The 18,850-nt window shown below is 68.2% G+C and carries 10 protein-coding genes, 2 tRNA genes and 1 pseudogene; 5 read left to right on the plus strand and 8 right to left on the minus strand.

Annotation, left to right across the window (positions count from 1 at the left end; all coding sequences use genetic code 11):
* Positions 1-3 precede the first annotated feature (3 nt).
* Positions 4-1,536 (minus strand): helicase HerA-like domain-containing protein, encoded by a 1,533-nt coding sequence (locus tag MFM001_RS07945; RefSeq protein ID WP_116374682.1) that lies wholly within the window; start codon positions 1,534-1,536, stop codon positions 4-6.
* 105 nt (positions 1,537-1,641) lie between these two features.
* Here MFM001_RS07945 and orn point away from each other — a divergent pair, with 105 nt between their 5' ends.
* Both orn and MFM001_RS07955 read left to right on the plus strand, forming a co-directional pair.
* On the plus strand, positions 1,642-2,289 hold the full coding sequence (gene orn / locus MFM001_RS07950; RefSeq protein WP_116374755.1) for an oligoribonuclease: 648 nt from the start codon (positions 1,642-1,644) through the stop codon (positions 2,287-2,289).
* A 35-nt stretch (positions 2,290-2,324) separates the two neighbouring features.
* Positions 2,325-2,397: transfer RNA gene (locus MFM001_RS07955), tRNA-His, on the plus strand.
* 84 nt (positions 2,398-2,481) lie between these two features.
* Here MFM001_RS07955 and MFM001_RS07960 read toward each other — a convergent pair.
* Complete coding sequence (locus MFM001_RS07960) at positions 2,482-3,672, minus strand: Ig-like domain-containing protein (RefSeq protein ID WP_116374683.1); 1,191 nt, start codon at positions 3,670-3,672, stop codon at positions 2,482-2,484.
* A gap of 143 nt (positions 3,673-3,815) precedes the next feature.
* Here MFM001_RS07960 and MFM001_RS07965 point away from each other — a divergent pair.
* A tRNA-Lys gene (locus MFM001_RS07965) sits at positions 3,816-3,891 on the plus strand.
* A 12-nt stretch (positions 3,892-3,903) separates the two neighbouring features.
* On the opposite strand, the gene MFM001_RS07970 is transcribed toward MFM001_RS07965, so the two are convergent.
* Positions 3,904-4,131, minus strand: a complete 228-nt coding sequence (locus MFM001_RS07970) for a DUF3618 domain-containing protein (RefSeq protein ID WP_116374684.1) — start codon at positions 4,129-4,131, stop codon at positions 3,904-3,906.
* Positions 4,132-4,315: 184 nt separating this feature from the next.
* Between MFM001_RS07970 and bcp the strand changes: the two genes are divergently transcribed.
* Positions 4,316-4,789, plus strand: coding sequence for a thioredoxin-dependent thiol peroxidase (bcp, locus tag MFM001_RS07975; RefSeq protein ID WP_116374756.1), 474 nt, complete (start codon positions 4,316-4,318; stop codon positions 4,787-4,789).
* A gap of 115 nt (positions 4,790-4,904) precedes the next feature.
* Here the strand turns inward: bcp and MFM001_RS25160 are convergent, their stop codons facing one another.
* The 5 genes and pseudogenes from MFM001_RS25160 to MFM001_RS07995 all read right to left on the minus strand — a co-directional run bounded on the left by MFM001_RS25160 (position 4,905) and on the right by MFM001_RS07995 (position 17,134).
* Complete coding sequence (locus MFM001_RS25160) at positions 4,905-5,582, minus strand: M20/M25/M40 family metallo-hydrolase (RefSeq protein WP_371685420.1); 678 nt, start codon at positions 5,580-5,582, stop codon at positions 4,905-4,907.
* Positions 5,494-6,231 (minus strand): annotated as a pseudogene (locus MFM001_RS25165) (M20/M25/M40 family metallo-hydrolase); the annotation flags it as partial. The gene MFM001_RS25160 and the pseudogene MFM001_RS25165, both read right to left, overlap by 89 nt.
* Before the next feature lie 97 nt (positions 6,232-6,328).
* Entirely contained in the window at positions 6,329-6,718 is a 390-nt protein-coding gene (locus MFM001_RS07985; protein ID WP_116374685.1) for a holo-ACP synthase, read from the minus strand.
* Positions 6,719-6,721: 3 nt separating this feature from the next.
* Complete coding sequence (locus MFM001_RS07990; RefSeq protein ID WP_116374686.1) at positions 6,722-15,931, minus strand: type I polyketide synthase; 9,210 nt, start codon at positions 15,929-15,931, stop codon at positions 6,722-6,724.
* Positions 15,932-16,411: 480 nt separating this feature from the next.
* Positions 16,412-17,134, minus strand: coding sequence for a DUF1906 domain-containing protein (locus tag MFM001_RS07995; RefSeq protein ID WP_116374687.1), 723 nt, complete (start codon positions 17,132-17,134; stop codon positions 16,412-16,414).
* A 128-nt stretch (positions 17,135-17,262) separates the two neighbouring features.
* Here MFM001_RS07995 and MFM001_RS08000 point away from each other — a divergent pair, with 128 nt between their 5' ends.
* Positions 17,263-18,837, plus strand: a complete 1,575-nt coding sequence (locus MFM001_RS08000; protein WP_116374688.1) for a serine/threonine-protein kinase — start codon at positions 17,263-17,265, stop codon at positions 18,835-18,837.
* Positions 18,838-18,850 lie beyond the last annotated feature (13 nt).

Genomic DNA, 18,850 nt, shown 5'->3' on the forward strand with positions numbered 1-18,850 from the left:
GCGTCAGCGACGCCGCTTGCCGCTGCCCATCATGCTGCGCACGATCTCCCGGCCGAGCGCGTTGAGGAACGTCTGGAAACCCTTGCTGTTGACGAACCGCTTGAACCAGCCGGGCTTCTTCTCGGCCGGTACGGCTTTGGAATCCTTCTCCGCAGGCGGGCCGGCCTGGGCAGCTTGCGCTTTTTCGGCTTCGATCTTCTCGTAGGCGGATTCCCGGTTCTTGGTTTCGCCATATGTCTCGTGCAGTGGACTGGCCTGAGCCGCTTTACCGATCTCGTCGTTGCCGATGGCGGCCATCAACGAACGCGGTGAGCGCAGCCTGGTCCACGCGACCGGAGTCGGGGCGCCGCGCTCCGACAACACGGTGACGACGGCTTCGCCGATGCCAAGCGACGTCAACGCCGAAGCCAGGTCGTAGACATCGGTTTTCGGATACGTGCGAACAGTTTTCGTCAACGCCTTCTGATCGTCGGGAGTGAAGGCGCGCAGAGCATGCTGGATGCGGGCCCCCAACTGCGACAGCACCTCGTTGGGTACATCGGTAGGCAACTGGGTGCAGAAGAACACCCCGACGCCGCGGGAGCGGATCAGCTTGACGGTCTGCTCGACCTGTTCCAGGAACGCCTTCGACGCATCGCTGAACAACAAGTGGGCCTCGTCGAAGAAGAACACCAGCTTGGGTTTGTCGACGTCGCCGATCTCAGGCAGGGACTTGAACAGATCGGACAACACCCACATCAAGAAAGTCGAGAACAGGACGGGGCGCGCTGCCTGGTCGCCCAGCTCGAGCAGTGAGATAACCCCATGGCCTTTGTCGTCAAAACGCAAGAGGTCCGTGGGTTTTAGCTCCGGTTCGCCGAAGAAGGTGTCGGCACCTTCGCCTTCCAGATTGACCAGGGCACGCAGAATGACACCGGCCGTTTGCGCGGAGACGCCACCGAGCGATTTCAGATCGGCTTTGCCCTCGTCGCTGGTGAGCTTGCTGATCACCGCGCGCAGATCTTTCAGGTCCAGCAGCTCGTAGTTCTTGTCCTTGGCATAACGGAAAATAAGGCCCAGTGTCGATTCTTGAGTTGCGTTGAGCCCCAAGACTTTCGCCAGCAGGATGGCGCCGAAGCTTTCGATGGTGGCGCGCACCGGAACGCCGATTCCCTTGGTGCCCAGCGACAAGAAGTCCACGGGGAAGGCGCTGGCCTCCCACGAGTCGCCGGTTTCCTTGGCGCGTCCGGTGATTTTGTCGCTGCTCTCCCCGGGCTTGGACAAGCCGGACAGGTCACCTTTGACGTCGGCCATCAGGACTGGCACGCCCGCCGCCGACAGCTGCTCGGCGAGCAGCTGGAGCGTCTTCGTCTTTCCGGTGCCCGTCGCCCCCGCGACCAACCCGTGCCGGTTGACGGTCGCGAGCGGGATGCGGACCTGCGCGTCCGGGTCGGCGGTGCCGTCGACGACGACCGTGCCCAGCTCCAGTGCCTGGCCGTCGACGGCGTAGCCGGCCGCGATCTGCTTTGCGGGAGTTGCTGTCGATTCGCTGCCCATAACGCGCGTGTCCTCTCCCCTAACTCATGCCGGCACTGGACGACATTACTGCCAGCTGCGTGTGTCGGCAGGTGCTGCGGCTAACGTGTGTTGGTTGTGAATGCTGTGCGTGACCACCTGGTGTGGATCGACTGTGAGATGACCGGGCTCAACCTGCGCACGGACAAGCTAATCGAGATCGCCGTGCTGGTTACCGATGGTGAGTTGAACATCCTCGGCGACGGGATCGACGTGGTGATCCACGCTGACGAGGCCGCGTTGTCGTCGATGATCGACGTGGTCAGGGACATGCACGCCCGTTCGGGCCTGATCGACGAGGTGCGCGCCTCCACCGTCGACCTGGCGACCGCCGAAACGATGGTGCTCGACTACATCCGTGAGCACGTCAAGCAACCCAAGACGGCGCCGCTGGCGGGCAACTCGATCGCCACCGACCGCGGCTTCATTGCCCGCGACATGCCCGCCCTGGACGCCTACCTGCACTACCGGATGATCGACGTCAGCTCGATCAAGGAGCTGTGCCGGCGCTGGTATCCGCGCATCTACTACGGGCAGCCGGCCAAGGGGCTGGCCCACCGCGCGCTGGCCGACATTCACGAGTCGATCCGCGAACTGCAGTACTACCGGCGCACCGCGTTCGTGCCGCCACCGGGACCGGCTACCAGCGATATCGCGGCGGTGGCTGCCGAGCTCGGGGTGCCGGTGAACTCGCCGGAGGGAATCGATTCGGCTGCCGAGCATCCGAGCGGCTAGTATCGACGTCGCCGCCGGCTCGGCTGGCGGCAATGGTGGCTGTAGTTCAGCTGGTAGAGCACCAGGTTGTGATCCTGGGTGTCGCGGGTTCGAGTCCCGTCAGCCACCCCGAATGAGCGGTTGTTTCCGCGAGCCAGAAGCTATGGCTGCGATTGTGCCTAACTCACGACCCTGGCTTCTGGTTGGCGGCGTCTAGGTCTTGGCGTTGCCGGCGTGCCACTGGTCCCACGGGATGTTCCAGTCGCCCAGCCCTTCGGTCCCGGACAGCGTCGGCCCCACGGTGTGCAGAACCTCGACGATGTCGCCGCGCTTGGTGTGGTCGTAGAACCACCGCGCGTTGCTGGGGCTGACGTTGAGGCAGCCGTGGCTGGTGTTGGTGTGGCCCTGGGCGCCCACCGACCACGGCGCGGAGTGCACGAACACGCCGCTGTAGGACATCTGCGTCGCGTAGTCGACCTCGGTGCGATACCCGTTGGGCGAGTTGACCGGAACCCCGTACGTCGACGAGTCCATGATCATGTGCGCGAACCGCTCACCGATGATGTAGATCCCGTTGGCGGTCGGCGTGCTGTCCTTGCCCATCGAGATCGGCATCGTCTTGACCACTTCGCCGTTGACTCGCACCGTCAGCGTCTTGGTGGTGTCGTCGGCGGTCGCGATGACCTGGTCGCCGATGGTGAAGTGGGTGCTCATGTTGTCTTCACCGAACAACCCGTCGCCCAGGTCGACGCCGTAGGTGTTGACCGCCACGTTCACCGACGTGCCGGGCTTCCAGAAATCCTTTGGCCGCCAACGTACTTCGCGGTTGTTCAGCCAGTAGAACGCGCCCTCGACCGGCGGGTCGGTGGTGACCACGATGGCTTTTTCGGCCGCGGCGCGGTTGCCGATGTTCTCGTCGAACCGAATCGCCACCGGCTGGCCGACGCCGACGACCTCGCCGTCGCGGGGCACCACATACGGCATCGTCAGGTAGTCCGGCGATTGGGTCTCGAAGGTCATCTGGCGGGTGGCCACGCCGCCAAGACCGCGGGCCTTGGCGGTCAGCGTGTAGCGGCGGTTGTATCCGAGCGGTTCGTTGGTCTTCCAGTGCACCCCGTCGGGGCTGAGTTGACCGTCGATCGAGCGGCCATTCTCGTTGACCATCGTGACCGAGGCCAGTACACCGTTGTCGGCGCTGACCGTCACCGGGGCGTCGACGCCAACTCCGACGGCGCCGTCGGTGACCGAGGCGGTCAGCTTGGGGACCAGCAGGTCGGCGAACGGCGTGCCCTTGTCGAAGATGGCGTTTTCTGGAGCTTTGTTGCCGCCGCCGCTGCACGCGCCGAGGCCCAACACGACAAGCGGGACCATCAGCGCGGCTAACCAGCCGCGACGACCTGCCATCTAGCTTTGTCCCCCTTGTGACCCACCGACCCGGCACTACTGATGAGTATTCTAGTGGCTGCACGAGCAACCACCGTTCTCCCTGCCGGCGATTTCACCCGACGGCGGCGAGCTTGTTATGGTTGCGTGGCTAGAAAATCCAGGCGCCGTTAGCTCAGTTGGTAGAGCAGCTGACTCTTAATCAGCGGGTCCGGGGTTCGAAACCCTGACGGCGCACCACAAGCCCGCGTTTCAGCGGTTGCGTATCTTGCGGACCACCAGGACGGCCGCCAGAGCGGCGAGACCGGCCAGTGAGACGGCGACCGCGGGCTTCTTGACGAACGCGATCGCCCGGGTCTTGGCGTCGTCGGCGATGCGGCGGGGGTTGGCCCGCTCAGCGAGTGAGTCGACTGTCGAGGCCAGCTGTTCGCGGGCCTGGTCGATCTCCTGCTTGATGGTGTCGGGATCCCGCTCCGCCACTGTTTGTCCTCCCTGTCATCCGCACCTGTGGCCTGGCCTGGGTGCACCCGCACTACCCTAGTGGCGACCGCAAGCGCGGCGAAGCGGGGCGCGGCGTAGCCGGGCGCCGCGGGTCGCCACTCGGTGACCCAGGGCGACCGCAAGCGCGGCGTAGCCGGGCGCCCGTGAGTAGAAAGGGACCGTGTTGACCGAGACTCCACGCCTGCAACCCGGCGACAAAGCACCCGCGTTCAGCCTTCCCGACGCCGACGGCAACACCGTGTCGCTGGCCGACTACCGCGGCCGTCGCGTCATCGTGTACTTCTACCCCGCCGCCTCGACGCCCGGATGCACCAAGCAAGCCTGTGACTTTCGCGACAATCTGCGCGAGCTCAACGACGCCGGCATCGACGTCGTGGGCATCTCCCCCGACAAACCGGCAAAGCTGGCCAAATTCCGCGACGCCGAAAAGCTGACATTCCCGCTGCTGTCCGATCCGGACCGTAAGGTGCTGACCGCGTGGGGGGCCTACGGGCTGAAGAAGCTGTATGGCAGGGAAACCCAGGGCGTCATCCGCTCGACGTTCGTGGTCGACGAGAAGGGCAAGATCGCCGTCGCGCAGTACAACGTCAAGGCCACCGGGCACGTCGCCAAGCTGCGGCGCGACCTGTCGCTCTAGTGTTGTGAGTCATTAATGGGCGCTCAATTCGCCTCGGCTCGTCGAACGTGGGGGGTATGGACGAAAAGTGGTCGGATCGTGTGCATACCCCCCACGCTCGGCGCGCCCTGTCGGTCTAGGCAAGGTTGGCCAACAGCAGAGCTTCGGTGATCGCGGCCCGTTCCAGCACCCCGAGGTGGACGCTCTCGTTGACGCTATGCGCCTGCGTGGCCGGATCCTCCATGCCGGTGACCAGGATCGTGGCCTGCGGGAATGCCCCGGCGAACTCCGCGATGAACGGGATCGAGCCGCCCATCCCCATCTCGACGGGCTCCGTGCCCCAGGCCTGCCGGAACGCGACCCGCGCGGCGTCGTAGACCGGCCCACTGGCGTCGATGGCGTACGGCTGACCGACGTCACCGGGCGTGACGGTCACGTGCGCGCCCCACGGTGCGTGCTGCTCCAGATGGGTGCGCAGCGCCTCCAGGTGCGCGACGGCGTCGCCGCCGGGCGCGACCCGCATGCTGACCTTGGCGCGAGCGCGCGGGATAAGCGTGTTCGACGACGCCGCAATCGATGTGGTGTCGATGCCGATCACCGTGATCGCCGGCTTGCCCCAAAGTCGTTGCGGCACCGAACCGGAACCGATTTCGCTGACGCCGTCGAGTAGTCCGGTTTCGGAGCGCACCCGCTCGGCGGGGTAATCCACTGCGGCAACGGGACTTTCGTGCAGTCCGGCCACCGCCACGTTGCCGTCGTCGTCGTGCAGGCTGGCCAAAAGGCGCACCAGCACGCTCAACGCGTCGGGCACCACGCCGCCCCACAAGCCGGAATGCAGGCCGTGGTCTAAGGTGGCGACTTCCACCACGCAGTCGGGCCAGACCGCGCAACGACACCGTGAGCGACGGGACGTCGATACTCCAGTTGTCGGAGTCGGCGATGACGATCACGTCGGCGGCCAGCGCGTCGCGGTGCGCGGCCAGCAGCCGACCCAGCGACGGCGACCCGGACTCCTCCTCCCCTTCGACGAACACCGTCACACCCACCGGCGGATTGCCGTCGTGTGCCCGAAACGCCGCCAAATGTGTTGCGATGCCGGCTTTGTCGTCGGCGGTACCGCGGCCGTAGAGCCGGCCGTCGCGTTCGGTCGGCTCGAACGGGGGCGACGCCCATTGGGTGTGGTCGCCCTCGGGCTGCACGTCGTGATGCGCGTAGAGCAGCACAGTAGGCGCGCCCGGCGGCGCCGGATGTCGGGCGATGACGGCCGGCGCACCGTCTGCGCTGACGATCTGGACATCGTCAAAGCCAGCCTGTCCCAACAGGTCTGCGACGGCCTGGGCGCTGCGGTGCACCTCGCCGCGCCGGGCCGGGTCGGCCCACACCGATTCGATGCGCACCAAGTTTTCCAGGTCGCGGCGCACCGACGGCAGCACCTCGCGGACACGTTCGACCAATCCATTCATGCTTCACCTCTCTTGCCGCGAGCGTGCGCAGAATGCCGCCCAAACGCGCTCAACCCGTACAACTATGCACGCTCGCGCCCGAAGGTCGCGCCGAGAGTCACACCTCGAGGATGGCGACCGCCGCGGCGGTGTCCGCCTCGTGGGTCAGCGACACGTGGATCGTCACGTCCTTCAGGTGCTCGGCGATCGCGCCGGTCAGCCGGACCCGTGGCCGGCCCCACATGTCGGTGACGACCTCGATGTCGCGGTGAATGCCCTCCGGCAGCACCGGCCGCTGCGCGAACCGCGAGCCCGACCAGGCCTTGATCACCGCCTCCTTGGCGGCCCAGCGGGCGGCCAGGTGGCGCGCGGCCGACGAGCTCTTGTCGGAGGCGTCGCGGCGCTCACCCGGCGTGAAGGTTTCGGCGAACACCGTTCCCGGCTGGTCGACCTGATCGGCGAACTCCGGAATGGACACCAGGTCGATCCCGATTCCGACGATGCTCATCGCTCAGCGAACAAAGACGTCGTTGTCGCCCAGCCGCGCCGCCGCGTCCAGCAGCATCGCCGCTTCCTGTGGCTTCTCGGACGTCGCGTGGTCGAAACGACGGTCGGCGGGCCGCTCGTACATCGGCTTGCCGCCGGCGATCGCCGACGCGAGCCGCCGCTGGCCGGCCAACAGCCGGGCATCGGCGCGGCGCCGGTACTCCTCGCGCTGTTCGGCGCTCAGGCTGGCCAGGAACGCCTGCGGATGCACCAGCGCGACCAGCCCCGACACGTGCCCGAAGCCCAAGCTGGTCACCAGCCCCGCCTTGAGCGGGAACTTCCCGCCGAGCCGCAGCGTGTCGCGAACCCAGACGAAGTGCCCCGAGCCGGCCAGCTCGTCGTCGACGCAATCCAGGCTGCGGTTGGGCGGAATGACGCCGTCGCGCAGGATCTGGCACAGGCCCATCATCTGGAAGACCGCCGCGCCGCCCTTGGCGTGCCCGGTCAGGCTCTTCTGCGACACGATGAACAGCGGTGCGCCGTCGGAGCGGCCGAGCGAATCGGCAAGGCGCTCATGCAGTTCCGTCTCATTGGGGTCGTTGGCCAGCGTCGAGGTGTCGTGCTTGGAGATCACCGCGATGTCGTCGGCGCCGACACCGAGCCTGGCCAGCGCGCGGGCTAGCGGCGACTCTTTGCCGCCGCGACCGGCGCCCAGCGCGCCGAGCCCGGGCGCGGGGATCGACGTGTGCACACCGTCGCCGAACGACTGCGCGTAGCCCACCACGGCCAGCACGGGCAGACCCATCTTCACAGCGAGGTCCCCGCGGGCCAGCAGAATGGTGCCGCCGCCCTGGGCTTCCACGAAGCCCAGCCGCCGCCGGTCGTTGGGCCGCGAGAACTTCGAGTCGCTGATACCGCGGCCGCGCATCATGCCGGTGTCGGCGGTGGCCGCCATGTCACCGAAGCCGATGATGCCTTCCAGCGTCAGGTCGTCGATGCCGCCGGCCACGACCAATTCGGCCTTGCCCAACCGGATCTTGTCGACACCCTCCTCGACCGACACCGCGGCCGTCGCGCATGCGGCGACCGGGTGGATCATCGCGCCGTAGCTGCCGATGTAGGACTGAACGACGTGTGCGGCAACGATATTGGGCAGCACTTCCTGGAAGATGTCGTTGGGCTTGCTGCGGCCCAACAGGTTTCCGTGGTACATGGTCTGCATCGAGGTGCCACCACCCATGCCGGTGCCCATGGTGTTGGCCACCAGCGTCGGGTGCACGTAGCGCATCACCTCGGCCGGGCTGAACCCGGCGGACAGGAACGCATCGACGGTCGCGACGATGTTCCACACCGCCAGCCGGTCGATCGAGCTGGCCAGGTCCGCCGGAATCCCCCAGACGGTCGGGTCGAAGCCGGTCGGGATCTGGCCGCCGACAATGCGAGTCAGCTTGTTCTTGCGCGGCACCCGAATCTCGGTGCCGGCCTTACGCGTTACCTGCCAGTCCGAGCTGTCGGGCACCGGCCGGATGACCGTGTGCTCGGGGTCGAACTGCACGAAGGCGCGCGCCTCGGCTTCGGACGACACCACGAACGTGAAGTCCTTGTCCAGGAACACGCTCACCAACAGCGGCGAGGCGTGGTCGGGGTCGATCGAGCCGTCGTCGACCCACTCGCGGATCCCGACGCGTTCCACCACGGCATCGTGGTAGCGCTCGACCAGCTCGGCTTCGTCGACCAGTTCGCCGGATTCGGTGTCGTACCAACCGGGTTGGGGGTCGTCTTCCCAGCGGATCAGCCCGGTGGTCCAGGCCAGTTCCAGCACGCCGGCGGCCGACAGCTCGTTTTCGACCTCCATCTCGAAGCGGGTGCGCGACGAGCCGTACGGCCCGAGTTCCGCGCCGCCGACGATCACCACCAGGTCGGCGGGGTCGACGTCGAGGTCGTCCCACTCCGGCGGCGGCGCCGGCGTGTAGCCGCGCGGCGGCGACGGCAGCGCGGCGATGGTGCCTTCCGGCGCGGCGTCGTCGTCGGCCGCGGCTTCGGCCGTCATCTCCTCGCGGGCCTTGGCGGCCAGCTCGGCCATGTCCAGCTCGACGTCGCCGAGCCCGCCGGTCAGGTCGACCTTGAGCGGGGCGTTGGCCGCGGCGGCCTTGGACTCGATGTCGCAGAGCCCCAGCAGCATCGCGGCCATCTCGTCGGTGGAATACGTTGTGACACCGGCTTCTTCGACGGCGCTGACGATCGCGTCGTTGTGTCCCATCAGGCCGGTGCCGCGGGTCCAGCCGATCAGCGCGTGCGCCAGGCTGACCCGCTGCGCCCACGACGACTCGGCGTGCCAGCGAGTGACAACCGCGTCCAGCGCCGACTTGGCTTCGCCGTAGGCGCCGTCGCCGCCGAACATGCCGCGGTTGGGCGAGCCTGGCAGCACCACGTGCAGCCGCGAGGCGATGTCGCGCTCGGCGCCAATGCTGGACAGCCCGCCGATGAGCCGCTGCACGGCCCACAGCAACACCTTCATCTCCATCTCGGCGCGCGACCCGGCCTCGGAGAGGTCACCGGCGACGCGCGGCGCCGCGAACGGGAACAGCAGCGTCGGGGTTTGTGCGTCCTTGACGTGAATCGACAGCGGCCCAAGGCTTTCCACCTGCTCGCTGCCGACCCACTCGACCAGCGCGTCGATGTCGGAGTAGGACGCCATGTTGGCCGGCACCACCCACAGCGCGGCGTCGTAGCGGGCGTGGTCGCGGTACAGCGTGCGGTAGAACGCCAGGCGCTCATCGTCGAGCCGCGACGTCGTCGCGATCACCGTGGCACCGCCGTCGAGCAGCTGCCCCACCACCGACGCGGCAATCGAGCCCTTCGACGCGCCGGTGACGACCGCAACCTCGTCGCTGTAGCGGCCCTTGTCCGGGTTCTCCGCGCCGGCAGCAATGCGGCCGTACAGCGAGGCGTGGATCTGCCGCCCGGCGGCCAGCGCCTTACCCTGCCACCAGGTGGCCTGGGTCGCCACTACGTGTCCGGCCCCCTCGAACCGTTCGGAGAGGCGCGCCCAGTCCGCGTCGATGTCGTCGTCGTCCGCCAGCCACAGCTTGACCAAGTCTTCGCGGGCGCTGGCCCAGCGGTCGTCGAACACGACGGCCTTCTTGGCGTCGAACGCAGGCGCCACCAGACGCGGCCAGTCGGCGCCCAACTCACCGGTCACCAGGTCGATCAGTTCGGCGTCGGTGGCCGCCGCGGGCGCGGTGACCGGGTCGTCGAGGCCCAGCTGGTTCAGCACCAGGCGGGCCGCGGACGCGAGAACGCCGTCGCGGCCGGTGATCTGGTCGGTGAATTCGGAGAGTGCCGCGGCGTCGACGGTCGCACCGCCACCGCCGGAGGACGGCAGCGCCACCGAAACACCTTGGCGCGCAGCGACTGCCGCCACGGCGGCGTCGATGACCTTGTCGACGGACGCGGCGTCGGCCAGCGCGCCCTCGTGCAGGTGGCCCAGTGCGCCGCCGCGCACGCTGGTGCCCTCGCGGGTGCCCAGCGCGACCTCGACCGTGACGTGCTTGACCCAGCCGTCGCCGAGTTCCCAGGTCTTCTTCACACGCTCAGCGATGGCGCCCGGCCGCTTGCCCGACGGGCCGAACGCCGTGCGCAGCTGGTCGTTGATCGCGTCGGAAAGCACTGGGCCGAAAGGCTTGTAGGTGCGGGCCAGCTTGGTGACCTGCGAGCGCAGGCCCGCCAGGTCGGCCTCGGCGGCGCCGTCGATGGCGCCCAGGTTGAGCTCCGAGCCCAGGTCCACCAGCAGCTGGTTACGCCGCGACGACGCGCCGTCGGTGATCGACTCGATGGAATCGAGCGGCTCGATCTGGTCCATGCGCATCTTGGCCGACAGCGCGATCAGCGCCAGTGTGGCGTCGGCGGCGTCGAACGGAATGTCGTCGGGGCGTGGACCACCGGACGGAGCCGCGGCCGGCGCGGGTGCAGGTGCTTCGGCTTGCGGTGCACCGGATTCCGCGGCCGGCTCGGCTTCCTCGAGTTCGGGCTCCGGCTCAGGGTCGGTGTCGGTGGCGAACAGCACCGCGGCGTCGCGCTCGGCGTTGAGCACTTCGACTGTGCTGTGGGCGTATTCGGGCAGCTTGAGGGTGTTGGTGGCCAGTCCGGCGACGGTCGGCGAGGATTTCACGCCGATCTCGACGAAGCGTTCCACACCCAGGCCGCCGGCGGCCTCCTCGGTGAACAGCAGATCTTGCGTCTCAATCCAGCGCACAGGGCTGGCGAACTGCCACGCCAGCAATTCGATGAAGACGGTGCGCGCCATCTCGCGGGGCCGCTCGCGACGCCAGGTGTCGTAGTCGGCGAGGATCGGGTCGAGTGGCTCGGCCGGCACCAGATCGCGGATCTCCTGGATGAAGTCGCGGTCGAGCGTGAAGGGCCGCGGCACCAGGTTGGGGATGTAGCGCCCGATGATAAGGTCCGGATCGCCGTCGCGCGGCATGACCCGGTCCAGCGACCGGCGGAACTCGGCCACCCCGACCCGCAACACCCGCGAGTGGAACGGCACGTCGATGCCGGGCACCAGAATGAAAGAGCGCTTGCCGCCGGTGATTTCCCGACGGCGCTCGACCTCGGCCTCCAGTTCTTCGAGGCCGCGGACGGTGCCGGCGATGGCGTACTGGGAGCCGCGCAGGTTGAAGTTGACGATCTCCAGGAATTCTCCTGTGCGCTCGGAGATCTCGGCGACGAACGCCGTCACGTCGGCGTCGTCCAGGTCGATCTGCGACGGGCGGATCGCTGCCAGCCGGTAGTTGGAGCGGCCCAGCTCGTCGCGCGGCACGATGTCGTGCATCTTGGAGCCGCGGTGAAACACCATCTCCAGCAACGCTTCCAGTTCGTAGATGCCGGTGACGCAGGCCAGCGCGGTGTACTCGCCGACGGAGTGGCCGCACGCGATCGCGCCTTCCACGAACGCGCCCTGCTCGCGCATCTCGGCGACCTGAGCGGCCGCGACGGTCGCCATCGCGACCTGGGTGAACTGGGTCAGATACAGCACGCCCTCGGGGTGTTGGTAGTGCACGCCCGACGCGATGATGCTGGTCGGGTTGTCGCGCACCACGTGCAGCACCGAGAAGCCCAGCGTCTCGCGGGTGAACTTGTCCGCGGAGTCCCACACCTTGCGGGCAGCCTTGGAACGGGCCCGCACCTCCATGCCCATGCCCTTGTGCTGGATGCCCTGGCCGGGGAACGCGTAGACGGTCTTGGGCGCGGCCAGCCGGGCCGTCGCCGACATCACCAGGTCCGACCCGATTCGTGCGGCGACCTCCAAAACCTCTGCGCCCTGGTCGATTCCGACTCGGTCGACCCGGAAGTCCACCTCGTCGCCGGGGCGGACCATGCCCAGAAAACGCGCGGTCCAGCCGACCAGCCGGGCCGGCGGCCGGGCCTGGCCGTCGGTGGCGGTCACCACGTGCTGGGCCGCGGCCGAGAGCCACATCCCGTGCACGATCGGCGATTCCAGGCCGGCCAGCAGGGCCGCGGCCCGGTCGGTGTGGATCGGGTTGTGGTCGCCGGAGACGACCGCGAACGGCCGCATGTCGACCGGTGCCGTCAGCGTGACGTCGCGGCGGCGGCGCCGCGGAGTGTCGGTTGCGTTGTCGGACACCGCACCGCCGGCCCGCAGCGGGTCGGTGAGCTCGGCGGCACCGGTGCGGCCGCGGATCGCGAAGCGTTCCTCGAGAGTGGCCAGCGCCTTGCCGTCAGCGTCGGCAACGGTCACCGACACCGGCACGACGCGGCCGACCTCGGTGTCGGTGGCGGTGGAAGCCGTTGCGGTAACGGTCAATTCGGCCGGGACGGTAGGCAACTGGCCGAGCAGGTGCGCGGCGTGGTCCAGGTGGACCAGGCTCAGCAAGCCCTCGACAACCGGGATGCCGCTGTCGGTGACCGCCGAGCCGATCGCGGCGAACACCGCGGGCCAGCAGCTGCCGACCAGCGCGTCGGGCACGGTGGTCAGGCCGGGTGCCAGCGGCTCGCCGAAGGTGGCGGTGACGCCGGTGTGGTCGGCGACCCGCTCGGGGTTCCAGTCGACGGTGACGGTGGCTGTCCCGTCATGAACCGGCGGCAGCGCGTCGGGCCCGTCGACACCGGCCGCGATCGCCAACACCGCACGCATGGCGGTGGCCGCGTCGTCGGTGCCGATGATCGGAGTGCCGCCGTCGGCGGTGATGGCGGGCAGGGTGAAGCGGATGTCGATCCAGGTGCCGGAGATCGGCACGCTCAGCACGACCTGCTCACCCTCGGTCTGCAACCGCGCTCCGGTGGAAGAGTGTGTGGCGGTGCGGTTTTCGTGCACCTGCCAGTCCGCGGGGTCGGCGATGCGGTGCACCGGGTTGGTGGCGGCGCGCCCTGCCCACAGCACGTCGGGGGCGTCGAGCACGACGGCCAGCGGCCCGCTGACGTCGGTGCGGCCTTGGCGGCGCGCGGTCACCGGCTGCGGTTGCCCGTTGGCCGCGAGCACCTCGTCGATGGCGGCCTGCTCGAAGCGGTCCAGCAGCTCGCCGACGGGCTCGTCCATCCGGGTGATGCCGGCCACCGACGCGGTGCCGGGGATGATGCACACCTGGTCGGCGTCGTAGCGCGCGTCGTGGGCCTGCCACAGCGAATCGCTGCGCCACCAACGCCGGACGTCCTTGTCGATCACCGGTACGAAGTTGACCGGCTTGCCCAGCGTCTTGCAGAGCGTGACGAAGAACGGCACGTCGGCCGGGTGCAGTTGCACGCTTGAAGCGTCGGGGTAGCGCGCCAGCAGTACATCGATCGCAGCGTCGGGGCGTTCCAGCAACTCGGAGTCGCCGAACAGGGTCTCGATCGGACCGAAATCCTTGGGGTGCAAACGCGCTTCGGCGCGCTGCAGCATCTGCTGGAACCGGTCGCGCCAGGTGTCGGCCAGCCACGGGCTGCCCGGTGACGCGGTGTCGGCGGTCGAATTGCCGTCGCCGATGGTCAGTTCGACGTAGCGGCGCAGCCACTGTAGGTAGGTCATCTCGGCGACGTCGCCGAAGTACGGCTTGGCGGTCTTGTTCAGCGCGGCGATGATCTCGTCGCGGCGCTTGGCCACCGCCTCGGCGTCGCCGGCCACCTCGTCGAGCAGCCGACCGCAGCGGGAGGCGGTGTTGTCGATCTCGTGGATGTCGGCGCCGAGCTGGCTGCGGCTAGATGCCATGCCGCCCTGGGCTTTTCCGGCGCTGATCCACTGGTCGGTGCCCTGCGTTTCGACCAGCATCCGCTTGACCGACGGCGAGGTGGTGGACTCGAGCGTGGCCATCGCGGCGGTGCCGACCAGGATGCCGTCGACCGGCATCAGCGGGAAGCCGTAGGACTGCGCCCAGCGGCCGGACAGGTATTCGGCCGCCCGCTCCGGGGTGCCGATGCCGCCGCCGACGCACACGGTGATGTTGGGCCGCGACCGGAGCTCCGAGTAGGTGGCCAGCAGTAGGTCGTCGAGGTCTTCCCAGGAGTGGTGGCCGCCGGCGCGCCCGCCCTCGATGTGCATGATCACCGGCTTGGTCGGCACCTCGGTGGCGATGCGGATGACCGAGCGGATCTGCTCGACGGTGCCCGGCTTGAACACCATGTGGCTGATGCCGATCTCGTTGAGCTCGTCGATCAGCTCGACGGCCTCTTCCAGCTCGGGGATGCCGGCGGACACCACCAGCCCGTCGATCGGCGCGCCGGACTGACGGGCCTTCTGCACCAAGCGTTTTCCGCCGACCTGCAGCTTCCACAGATACGGGTCGAGGAACAGCGCGTTGAACTGGTAGGTGCGGCCGGGCTCGAGCAGGCCGCCCAATTCCTCGATGCGGTCATTGAAGATTTCCTCGGTGACCTGCCCGCCGCCGGCCAGTTCGGCCCAGTGCCCGGCATTCGCTGCAGCCGCAACGATTTTGGCGTCGACGGTGGTCGGCGTCATGCCGGCCAGCAGGATCGGTGAGCGGCCGGTGAGCCGCGTGAACTTCGTCGAAAGCTTGACCCGGCCGTCGGGCAGTTGGACTGCCGACGGGGCGTAGCTCGACCACGGACGGGCTACCTCGGGAACGGCGCCGATCGTGAACAGGTTGCGCTGGCCACCGCGGGTGGCTGCCGGCACGATGCCGATGCCCAGGCCGCGGATTACCGGCGCAGTCAGTCGAGTCAGGATGTCGCCCGGCCCCAGGTCGAGGATCCAGCGGGCGCCGGCCTCGTGCAGCGCCACGACCTCGTCCACCCAGTCGACGGGTTGCACCAGGATGGCTTCGGTCATCGCGCGGGCCAACTCGACGTCGATGCCGACCTTCTCGGCCCAGCCGCCAACGAGGTCGATTCCGTCGGAGAGTCGCGGCGTGTGGAAGCCCACCTCGACCTGGACCGGCTCGAAGACCGGCGCGAACACGTCGCCGCCGCGAATCTTGTTCTTGCGGTCGGCTTCCTCTTTCTCCGAAATCTGCTTGCAGTAGAGCTCGAAGCGGGACAGCTGTTCGGGAGTTCCGGTGATGACGACCGACCGCCGGCCATTGCGGATGGACAGCACCGGCGGCAGCACGGTCCGCACGTCTTGGGCGAACTCTTCGAGCAGCCGGTGGATGCGCTCGGGGTCGGCGTTGGTCACGGACACCATCGGCGGACGGTCGCCGAGGATCGAGATGCCGCGCCGGCGGGCCACCAGGGTGCCGGCGGCGCCGATCAGCTGCGCCAGGGCCAGCAATTCGATGTCGCGGGCGCCGGCGGCCTTCAGCGACTCGACCCCCAGCACGCCTTGCGAGTGCCCGGTGACCGCCACCGGCGGGGTGGCGGACAGGTCCATACCCTGGCGCGCCAGCGCGCGCACGGCAGCGATCTGGGTGAGCAGCACGCCGGGCACCGACACGGCGGCCGAGGTCAGCTGCTTGGCCGACGGGACCGGGTCTTCGGCGGCCAGCGCGCGCACCCAGCTCAGCGGCTCAAAGCCGATGGGGCGCACCACGACCAGCTCTTTGGCGACCGGCTCCAGCAGCAGGTCCACCTCGCCGACCAGCGTCGCCAACTCCGACTCGATACCGGCCGAGGACACCAACTCCTCGAGGGTCTCCAGCCAGGCGCTGCCCTGCCCGCCGAACGCGACGGCGTAGGGCTCACCGGCGGTGAGACGATCGACCAGAGCGTGGGTGCCCTGCGTGGCCTCGGCGGACATTCCGTCGCGGTCGGCGGACACCCGGTCGTGCTCGTGGATCGTCACGTTGCGTATCTCCCTGTACGTATCGCTTGTCTGTCAGAGCTGCGCTGCCCTGGGCGTCGTCTGATTCCCCGTCGAATCCCGACCGATTCCCCACTGACCTGGGGGCCGCGGCGGCCGGCCCAAGGGGGCGGTGGACTGCATCGGCTGCAATAAGAGTGTCATAAGAACCGGGGGATTTTTCCGCCCAGATCGGTTACTGGCGAGTTCTACGCACGGGTAGCGGTTACGTGGGTAACACGCTGCTCAATCGCGCCCCGCGGCGCGCGGAACAAACCTGCTGCGTGCAGGTGGTTACGGTCGAGTAGGCGCAACACCGCTGATCAAGGCAGTATTGTTATCAAATCGTTATGTTCAAATTTTCGGCGTCGACGGGCGCGCCGCGGCGCGTCGGTCGGCTGGCCTCGCTGCCGCTGACAAAAATCGGGCCGCCCGTCGGCGGTTCAGAAGTTTGCTGGAACCTTACCCGTGAGTCAGGTCGCGTCAGTCCCACTGCCCGAATTGCGGCTTCATGATGTGGTTGATGTCCACCCCGACGCCGCCGACACTGCGCTTGTCGATCTCCACCTGGTGCAGATTGGCGGCCGGATGGGTGTATCCGCGCGGCGAACCCCAGTTGTGCTGCCAGAAGTAGGAGCCCAGGCCGTCCTGCAGCGCCCAGTCGATGGTTTTGGAGTTGGCGTAGACCCCGACCCGCTGATGGCCGAGCACTGACTCCCAGCCCCGCAGATACGGCGCGACCTGCTGTTTGTACTGCTCGTAGGACGGGTCGTCGTCGATCGAGGCGTAGATCGGCGCGCCGGTGGGACCGCCGGCGGCGGTGTGCAACTGCCACCCGCGCTTCGCGTGCGCGACGCCGGCATTTTGGCCGCCCAGCCAGTCGGCGGTGTCCTGCTTGCCGTACTGGTAGCACGACACGATCTTGAGCCCGCTGCCGTACAGGTCACGGGCTTCGGCCAGCTGGATCGGCTTGCCGAGCATCCAAGCGCCACCCGGCCGGCGATCCGACACGTACCGGATTGACCCGGCCGCGCCGGCTGCCTTGATGTCGCTGGCGGGGATGACGCCGGCCGCGTAGTCCAGCAGCACGCCCAGCGGGCCGGCCGAGGCGATCGCGGCGCGCACCGACGAGGCCGCGACACCCAAACCGATCAGGGCTGGCGTCGCGGCCGCGCATTTGAGCACCTGGCGCCGAGACACTGGCACGAGTCACAGGGTACGACAAACGCATCAAATACCACATCGACGCCACAAGCCACGCCTGTATCAGAAGTTCTATTGCGCCACGGCGGTGACACATGCACGAGACCGAATTACATCTGTAGTATTCGCCCATGCCGTTGGCGAGCGACACGACGTGTGCCGGTTTCCGCATCGTTCGGCATCTGGGGTCGGGCGGGATGGGTGAGGTCTATTTGGCCCAGCACCCGCGGTTGCCGCGACGCGATGCGCTCAAGGTGCTTCCCGCCGACGTGTCCGCCGACCCCGATTTCCGCGAGCGGTTCAACCGGGAAGCCGACCTGGCCGCGGCGCTGTGGCACCCCCACATCGTCGGCCTGCACGACCGCGGCGAATTCGACGGCCAGTTGTGGATTTCGATGGACTACGTCGACGGCTCCGATGCCGCCAAGCTGCTGCACGAGAGCTATCCCGACGGTATGCCGGCCGATGAGGTGATCGAGATCGTCAGCGCGATCGCCGACGCCTTGGACTATGCCCACGACAGCGGCCTGCTACACCGCGACGTGAAGCCGAGCAACATCCTGATTACTCAGCCGGTCTGCGGCTGGCGGCGAATCCTGCTGGCAGACTTCGGCATTGCGCGGCGGCTGGACGACATCAGTGGCCTGACGGTGACGAACATGGCCGTCGGGACCATGAGCTACGCAGCACCCGAGCAACTGGTGGACGCCCCGATCGACGGCCGCGCCGACCAATATGCGTTGGCGGCCACCGCGTTTCACCTGCTGACCGGGTCGCCGCCGTTTCGGCACAGCAATCCGGCGGTGGTGATCGGCAAGCATCTGGGCGGCGTGCCGCCCAAGTTGAGCGACGTCAAACCGGAACTGGCCCACCTTGATGGCGCGCTCGCCCGCGCGCTGGCCAAAAACCCTGCCGACAGATTCGCGTGCTGCCGGGATTTCGCCCAGGCGCTCAAGGGCCACCGTCCCAAACGGCGGCGCCGTCTGCGGTTGGCGGCCGGTAAGCCGTCGGTATCGCGAATCCACCCGGTGGTGCGGGCCGCAGTCGTCGTCCCGACGCTCGTGACGATGATGCTGACCGGATCGGTGATCGTCACCGGGACGCGGGTGGGCGACGCGCGCCGATCGGCGTCGCCCGCCGCCCACGCCGCCAGCGTTCCCGGACAGCCACGGGTAACACCGCCGGCGGTTCCGGCCGCAGACCACGGCAGGCCGCCGATGGGTGCGCCGTGTGCCCGCGAGGAGATCAACACGACCACCCTCTCGAACTCGAACACGCCCATCCGCTGCGTGAACGTGCGGCACGGCTCGTTGTGGCAGCCCAACGCCGAGGTCGAGAGGATGTATCCGCTGATTGCCGGCGAGTACGGCTGGCGCAACTGCCTCAAGCAATTCCCGCGCGGCAAGTGCGAAGCCGCCGCGGCCATCCTGGCGGGCGCCCCGGGCTCCACCGGGCCGTTCATCCCGCCTGGGACGTATGCGGTTCCCGGGGAGATGTCGCCGGGCCTCTATGCGGCGGCCAATGGAGTTGCCGGCGCCGGCTGCTCCTGGCACACCTACGACAATGCCGGCAACCTGCTGGAAGCCGGCAACGACGCACAGGACGTGGCCATCGGACCGCTGGTCGCGCGGTTCAGTACCGCTGGATGCACGCCGTGGGTCCGCAAGGGGTCGGGCTCGCGGCCGCCCGTCAGCGGTTGGCCCTAGATTTCCGGCCGGT

Source organism: Mycobacterium sp. MFM001 (genome assembly GCF_003402475.1).
GTDB lineage: Bacteria > Actinomycetota > Actinomycetes > Mycobacteriales > Mycobacteriaceae > Mycobacterium.

Excerpts from the sequence above, each read along its gene's own strand:
- MFM001_RS07985 (WP_116374685.1), bottom strand. The coding sequence starts at position 6,718 with ATGAGCATCGTCGGAATCGGGATCGACCTGGTGTCCATTCCGGAGTTC.
- MFM001_RS08000 (WP_116374688.1), top strand. The coding sequence starts at position 17,263 with ATGCCGTTGGCGAGCGACACGACGTGTGCCGGTTTCCGCATCGTTCGG.
- MFM001_RS07960 (WP_116374683.1), bottom strand. The coding sequence starts at position 3,672 with ATGGCAGGTCGTCGCGGCTGGTTAGCCGCGCTGATGGTCCCGCTTGTC.
- MFM001_RS07945 (WP_116374682.1), bottom strand. The coding sequence starts at position 1,536 with ATGGGCAGCGAATCGACAGCAACTCCCGCAAAGCAGATCGCGGCCGGC.